A 6,825-nucleotide genomic window follows, 5' to 3' on the forward strand; every position below is an offset into this window, starting at 1 on the left:
GCTGGACCTCGCCGCGGATGGTGGGCACCGCGTAGGTGAGCAGGTCGTTGCGCAGCCGGGGGTCGAACTTCTGCACGGCCTTGGTCAGGCCCTCGTACGCCGCCTGCTCGAGGTCCTCGTCGGGGACTCCGCGCCGGCGGTAGCGCCGGGCGACCGCCTGGGCGACGCGCCGGTTCATCAGGACGACGCGCTCGAGGAGCTCGTCGCGCTCGGCTGCGTCGTCGGTCTCGTGGGCTGCACGCAGCAGGAGGTCGGTGAGCTCGGACCGCTCGGTGTGTGTGAGCTCGGTGGCATCGATGGCCACTGCCATGCTCCGCCGGTCGGTGTCGCGGTCGAGCCGTGGGGATGAACTGAGCACGTTCATGGGTTGGGTTCCGCCCGAGTGCCGGCCGGACACCGTTTTTTTCAGTGGGCCGAAGGTCCAACCTAGCCGGTCCGGACCAGTCTCGGGTAGTCATCCCTACCGGTGAGAAGTGAGACCCGTGGGGCCTGCACCCGCGGCGGGACGCCACCGAGGGACGACCCGCCCCGGACGTGTACCGTCGAAGATCGAGAGCCGGCGTCCCTGAGCGGTCCTGACCGGAGAGATGTGACCATGCCCAGTCCTGCAGCCGCCGGAGCCCGGCTGGGCGGCGCCCGGAGGACCGAACCATGAGGACTGGGCCGTGAGGACCGGGACCGGGCACCACGAGCTGCTGCTCACCGACGACGACGCCGTCCCCGAGGCTCTCGTCTCGCGGGCGCAGGAGGCCGTGCGGGCCGGCACGTGGGTCGTGTGCAACACCAGCGAGCCGCTCGTGCGAGCGCTGCACCAGGCGGTCGACGGCTCCCCCCGGCTGCTCGCCGGGTCGATGCCCGACATCGCCGCCAACCCGGCCGAGCTGCTGGCCGACGCCATGGTCCTGGCGGCCGGGCACCTGGAGTCGGGCGAGGCACTGCTCGTCATCGACGAGGGCCCGGTGATGGACCGCGCCGTGTGGTGGGAGTGGTCGAGGGTCGAGGCGGCGCGCAACCTGCTGATGGCCGACGTGTGGCAGGTCTGCCTCTACCCCACCCGCTGGCTCGACGACGAGCAGCTCGCCAGCATGCGCGCGACCCACCCCTGGGAGTGCGACGGCGCGGGTCGCCGGCCCAGCGACGGCTTCCTCGCGCCGGACGACTTCCTCGCGGCCCGCTTCCTCGACCCCTACGAGCCGGGCCTCCCCGCTCCGTGGCGCGAGATGGACGACCCGAGCGAGCTGCAGGTGCGCGCCGCCGTCCGGGAGGTGGCCGACGGTGTCGGGCTCCACCAGGACGACGTCGACTCCCTGCTCTTCGCTGCCAGCGAGATCACCTCCAACGCCCACCAGTACGGCGCCGCCCCCGTGTCGGTCCGCCTCTGGCGTGGTGCCCGCCGGCTGACCGTCGCGGTGTCCGATGCCGGTCCGGGCTGCGCCGAGGGGCTCGTGGGCCTGGTCGGCCACGAGCCCGACGCGCCCTCGGGAGGCGGCACGGGCCTCTGGCTGACCCACTGCATGGTGGACGCGCGCCACGTGCGCACCGCCGAGGGCAACACGGTCTACCTCTCGGTCGGGGTCCGCTGAGCCGGACCCATCACGGCAGTGACCCACTACGGCAGTGAGGTGCCGCCGGCCTTCCGCTCGACCAGCAGGCGGGCCACGTCGCGCAGCTTGAGCTGCTGGCTGCTGCTGAGCTTCACCAGGTGCTCGAAGGCCTCCTCGGCGGTGCACCCTCGCTCGGCGATCACGATGCCCTTGGCCTGGTCGATGACGGCGCGGGAGGTCAGGGCGCGCTCCATGTCGGCGGCCAGGTCACGCAGCTCGGACTTCGCGCTGAACTCGTGGATGACCGCGGCGATCGTGGCGGCGAGCAGCTCGGCCCGCGGGACCAGATGGGTGGCGCGCCCGGCGGCGGTCCGGTAGACGTTCAGGGCGCCGATGAGCCGGTCGCCGTTCTCGAGCGGCGCGGCGATCACCCCGCGGATCGCGTCGGGGACGTCGGGGGCCAGCCGTGGCCAGCGGGCGTCGTGGTGGACGTCTGGGCTGTGCACCGCGCCGAGCGTCTCGAAGGCGGTGATGCACGGCCCCTCGCCGTGGGCGATCTGGGCGCCGTCGAAGAGCTGCGCGTTCACCCCGGTCGAGGCCAGCGCGTCCGGTGCGTCCGGCGGCCCGAGGGTGACCGTGACCTCGGACCCGGGGTCCCCGAGCCCCAGGGCGGCCAGCTCGGCGGCGCGCTGCAGGAGCTCCTGGAGGTCGCCGGCCTCGGTGGCGAGGGTGGCCATGCCGGCGAGCGCGTCGGGCAGCGGGCTCTCGCCGGCCTCCTCGCCCGCGTGGGACAACCGGGCGTCGAGGATCATCCAGCCGATCTCGAGCGCGGACCCGGGGGAGCGGGTGGCGGTGACCTCGACCTCGACGGCGTCGCCGTCACGGGGCACCAGGACGGTTCTCCGGTGGAAGCCCGTGCCGCCGCCGGCGACCTGGGAGAGCAGCCGGCGCAGCTGCGGGCGCTCCTCGGCTGCGAAGAGCGTGATGACCGGCTTGCCGAGCACCCTGGCCATGCGCATGCCCAGGAGGTGGGCGGTGGCCAGGTTGGCGACCCGGATGATGCCGTGGGGGTCGGTCGTCAACGTGGCGACCGGCAGCATCGCCATCATCCGCTCCTGCTGCCAGCGCAGCAGGGTCTGGCCCTCCAGCAGCTGGGCGATCTGCTCCTGCTGCGTCCGGACCTCCTCGTCGGCCACCCGCAGCTCCTCGTAGGCGGTCTCCAGGTCGGCGATCAGCAGTGCGGAGTCGACGGGCTCACCGTCCTGCTCACGGGTCCTGTCGAGGCGCTCGCGCAGCTCCGCCAGCTGTGCCCCGAACGGCTGCGGAACGTCAGGTGCTGCGGGCTGACCGGTCGAGCGGTCCATGGGAGACTCGATTCTGGAAGGTGAGACAGTCATTCACGGTACCCCGGATCCGGGGTGCCCCGGTCTCTGCTCCGTCCCGTCCCGTCCTGCGGCCCGAGAGGCGCCACCATGTCACCCAGCTCCGGTCCGGCTCCGGCCCTCGTCGTGGTCGGTGCGTCTGCCGGCGGCGTCGAAGCGCTCCAGGCGCTGGTCGCCGGCCTCCCGGCCGACTTCGCGGGGTGCGTGCTCGTCGTGCTGCACGTGCCCGCCACCAGCAGCAGCGCGCTGCCGCAGATCCTCGACCGCGCCGGTCCGCTGCCCGCGCGGCACGCCCGCGAGGGCGACTTGCTCGCCGGGGGGCAGATCCTGGTCGCGCCACCCGGCCGCCACCTCGTCGTGCTGGGCGACTCGGTCGCGCTCACCCGGGGCCCACAGGAGAACGGGCACCGTCCAGCGGTCGACGTGCTCTTCCGTTCCGCGGCCCGGGCGTGGGGTGCCCGGGTGGTCTCCGTCGTGCTCTCGGGATCCCTCGACGACGGCGCGGCGGGCACCGTGGCCGTGCGGAGCCGAGGCGGGCTGTGCCTCGTGCAGGACTTCGACGAGGCGCTGTACGACGGGATGCCGCGCTCCGCCGCAGCAGCCGGCGCGGTCGAGGACACCGTGCCGGTGACGAAGATGGGGGCCGTGCTGACCGAGTTCGTGGCGAGCCCGGTGCTCGCGGAGGCCCAGGCAGTGACCCCGCTGATGGACATGGAGACGCAGATGGCCGACCTCGACCCGGAGGCGATGCACGGCACGGAGAGGCCGGGATCGCCGGCCGGCTTCGGCTGTCCCGACTGCGCGGGTGCGCTCTACCAGATCGACGAGGGCGACCTGCGCCGCTACCGCTGCCGGGTGGGCCATGCCTGGTCGCCCGAGAGCCTGCTGGACCGTCAGGCGCTGGGTCTGGAGAGTGCCCTGTGGATGGCGCTGCGCAGCCTCGAGGAGAAGGCCGCGCTCAACGCCGACCTCGGGCAGCGCGCGAGCATGCGGGGGGCCGAACGCACCGCGACCCGCTTCGAGGAGAACGCCCAGGAGGCGTGGCGGGCCGCCGAGCTGGTGCGCCGTCTCGTGGTCGAGCTGGGTGGAGGCGCGTCGGACCCTGACGAGGCCAGGACCGCGCTGTGAGCGACGACGACGACTTCCTCGCCCTGCTGCGCCACATCAAGGAGCAGCGGGGGTTCGACTTCACCGGCTACAAGCGGGCCAGCCTGGTCCGCCGCGTGCAGCGCCGGATGTCGATGGTGGGGCTGCCCACCTACGAGGAGTACCTCGACCGCCTGATGCTGCAGCCCGAGGAGTTCAAGGAGCTCTTCGACACCACCCTGATCAACGTGACCAGCTTCTTCCGGGACGCCGACGCCTGGGAGCACCTGCGTGAGGAGCTCCTGCCGCCGCTCCTCAAGGGCCGCGACGGCCAGCCCGTCCGGCTCTGGAGCGCCGGGTGTGCCTCGGGACAGGAGGCCTACACGATGGCCATGGTCCTCGCCGAGCTGCTCGGGGTGGAGGAGGTGCGCGAGCGCGTCAAGATCTACGCCACCGACATCGACGAGGACGCCCTCGCCCAGGCGCGCCAGGCGTCGTACACCGCGACCCAGCTCGAGACGGTGCCCGGCGACCTCGCCGAGAAGTACTTCGAGGCCGCTGGCGACCGGTACGTCTTCCGCAAGGAGCTGCGGCGCAGCGTCATCTTCGGCCGCAACGACCTCGTCCAGGACGCTCCCATCTCCCACGTCGACCTCCTGGCCTGCCGCAACACCCTGATGTACTTCAACGCCGAGACGCAGGCGCAGATCCTGAACCGGATGCACTTCGCCCTGCGGCCCGACGGCATCCTCTTCCTGGGCAAGGCCGAGATGCTGCTGAGCCACTCCACGTCCTTCCGGCCGATCGAGCTGAGGCGCCGCTTCTTCCAGAAGGTCGCCACCGAGCCGCGCGACCGCAGGGCGCTGGTGCCGCCGATCCTGCCCTCGCCGCTGCCGGGGGAGAGCCACGACGTCGCCCGGCTGCGCGCGGCGGCGCTGCTGTCGTCGGCCGCCGCGCAGGTGGTGCTCGATGCGACCGGTCGGCTGAGCGTGGTGAACAACCGGGCGATGCACCTGTTCGGGCTGACCACCCGGGACGTGGGACGCCTGTTCCAGGACCTCGAGATGTCGTACCGGCCGGTGGAGCTGCGCACCCACATCGACGACACGCTGGCCGAGCGACGCTCCACCTGGCTGCGCGACGTCGACCTGGCGCGGGGCCACGCCGACCCGGTCAGCCTCGACATCCAGTTCGTCCCGCTCACCGACGACGAGGGAGCCACGCTGGGGCTCACCATCATCTTCAACGACGTCACCCAGCACCGGCAGCTGCAGCGCGAGCTGGAGCACGCCAACCGGCAGCTGGAGACGGCGTACGAGGAGCTCCAGAGCACCAACGAGGAGCTGGAGACGACGAACGAGGAGCTCCAGAGCACGGTGGAGGAGCTCGAGACCACCAACGAGGAGCTCCAGAGTACGAACGAGGAGCTCGAGACCATGAACGAGGAGCTCCAGTCGATGAACGACGAGCTCCAGTACACCAACGAGGCGCTCCGCGACCGGCAGGACGAGGTCGACCGGCTCAACGCGTTCATGTCCTCGGTGCTGAGCAGCCTCAACTCGGGGGTGGCGGTGGTCGACTCCGACCTGCGCGTGCTGGCGTGGAACGCCCGGGCCGAGGACCTGTGGGGCGTCCGCACCGACGAGGCCGTCGGGCAGCACCTGCTGGCGCTCGACATCGGCCTGCCCCTGGACCAGGTCCGCGCTCCGCTGCGCGTGCAGCTGGCCGCCGAGCCGGTCGGCCCGCAGTCGTTCGTCATCGACGCGGTCAACCGGCGCGGGCGCAGCCTGCAGGTGCGCGTGACGCTGACCGACATCCGCAACCACGGAGCCACGGCTCCCGTCGCGGTGCTGGCCATGGAGGTCGTGAATGCCGAGGGTCGAAGGGCAGACGCGACGGCCTGACGCGAGTAGCATCGGGGAGCAGCGTCGCCACGGTCGAGCAACGGTCGTGGATGGCCCCAGGTGACAGGCGTCCCGATGTGCCCCACCACTCTGCCCCCCTCGGTGTGCGTCACCCTGGGCGAGGACCACGCCACCCTGACCCTGTCCGGCGAGCTCGACCTCGCGTCGCGGGAGCTCCTCGACGCAGCCTGTCACGAGGCGGCCCGGTCGTCGCGCAGCCGACTCCTCGTCGACATGGAGAGCGTGACGTTCGTCGACTGCGGCAGCCTCGCGCTGCTGCGCTCGGCGCTGGACCGAGCGGCCCCGCGCGTGGGCCCGGTGCCGGTGGCGGCAGGTCACCGGCTGGTCCTGCGGGTCATGGACCTGACCGGCTTCTCCCGCGCCCATGTCGTCGTCCGCTCCGTCGAGGAGGCCCTCCGGTTCCTCCGGCACCCACCGCCGGCGCGCACCGGTTGATCCCGCGGACGTAGCGGGTCACTGTCCCCGCAGCAGCCGGGTGACGGCCGTGGCGAGCTGCGAGGGACGCACCTGGGCGCGGGCAGCGGCCTGGTCCAGGCGCTCGCGGGCCTCGTCGACGCTGATCTGGAGGGCCTCGGCCAGGGCTCCCAGCGCCACGTCGACCTGACGCGCCCCCCGCAGCACCGCGGGTGCGCTCTCGGCGTCGATCCGGGTGGTGAACTCGAGGTCGGCGTTGGTGACCGCACCTCCGGCCCACGCCCCCAGGACCTCCGCCAGCTGCTCGTGATGGCCCTCGAAGGCCCGCCGGGTGGCGCCGTACAGGTTCACCCCGCCCACGACCGCGCCGTCGTCGAGGATCGGCATCGACAAGGTGGTGGCGATGCCGTTGGCCGCCGAGGCGTCGGCGAACAGCTGCCACCCCTGCTCGCTCATCCGGGCGTCGTCGCGGGG

The 6,825-nt window shown here is 72.5% G+C and carries 7 protein-coding genes; 4 read left to right on the forward strand and 3 right to left on the reverse strand.

Annotated features, from left to right (window positions below):
* Positions 1–310: sigma factor (locus tag QZX64_RS09125; RefSeq protein ID WP_295658545.1), on the reverse strand; the 310-nt coding region annotated here is incomplete at its 3' end.
* A 355-nt stretch (positions 311–665) separates the two neighbouring features.
* On the opposite strand from QZX64_RS09125, the gene QZX64_RS09130 reads away from it, so the two are divergent.
* The gene (locus QZX64_RS09130; protein WP_295658546.1) at positions 666–1,583 is read left to right on the forward strand and encodes an ATP-binding protein; all 918 of its coding nucleotides are present in this window, start codon (positions 666–668) and stop codon (positions 1,581–1,583) included.
* A gap of 26 nt (positions 1,584–1,609) precedes the next feature.
* On the opposite strand, the gene QZX64_RS09135 is transcribed toward QZX64_RS09130, so the two are convergent.
* Positions 1,610–2,908: an ANTAR domain-containing protein gene (locus tag QZX64_RS09135; RefSeq protein ID WP_295658547.1), complete on the reverse strand. Its 1,299-nt coding sequence runs from the start codon at positions 2,906–2,908 to the stop codon at positions 1,610–1,612.
* A 108-nt stretch (positions 2,909–3,016) separates the two neighbouring features.
* Between QZX64_RS09135 and QZX64_RS09140 the strand changes: the two genes are divergently transcribed.
* From QZX64_RS09140 to QZX64_RS09150, 3 genes are all read left to right on the forward strand, one after another.
* Entirely contained in the window at positions 3,017–4,054 is a 1,038-nt protein-coding gene (locus tag QZX64_RS09140) for a chemotaxis protein CheB (RefSeq protein ID WP_295658549.1), read from the forward strand.
* Positions 4,051–5,916 (forward strand): CheR family methyltransferase, encoded by a 1,866-nt coding sequence (locus QZX64_RS09145; RefSeq protein WP_295658552.1) that lies wholly within the window; start codon positions 4,051–4,053, stop codon positions 5,914–5,916. Before QZX64_RS09140 ends, QZX64_RS09145 begins: the two co-directional genes overlap by 4 nt.
* Positions 5,917–5,991: 75 nt before the next feature.
* A complete protein-coding gene (locus tag QZX64_RS09150; RefSeq protein ID WP_295658553.1) occupies positions 5,992–6,372 on the forward strand; it encodes an STAS domain-containing protein in 381 nt (126 codons plus the stop codon).
* Positions 6,373–6,390: 18 nt separating this feature from the next.
* Here the strand turns inward: QZX64_RS09150 and QZX64_RS09155 are convergent.
* On the reverse strand, positions 6,391–6,825 hold a 435-nt coding region (locus QZX64_RS09155), incomplete at its 5' end, for a GAF domain-containing protein (protein ID WP_295658554.1).

This window comes from uncultured Nocardioides sp. (assembly GCF_902805925.1).
GTDB lineage: Bacteria > Actinomycetota > Actinomycetes > Propionibacteriales > Nocardioidaceae > Nocardioides.

Excerpts from the sequence above, each read along its gene's own strand:
- QZX64_RS09140 (WP_295658549.1), top strand. The coding sequence starts at position 3,017 with ATGTCACCCAGCTCCGGTCCGGCTCCGGCCCTCGTCGTGGTCGGTGCG.
- QZX64_RS09135 (WP_295658547.1), bottom strand. The coding sequence starts at position 2,908 with ATGGACCGCTCGACCGGTCAGCCCGCAGCACCTGACGTTCCGCAGCCG.
- QZX64_RS09150 (WP_295658553.1), top strand. The coding sequence starts at position 5,992 with ATGTGCCCCACCACTCTGCCCCCCTCGGTGTGCGTCACCCTGGGCGAG.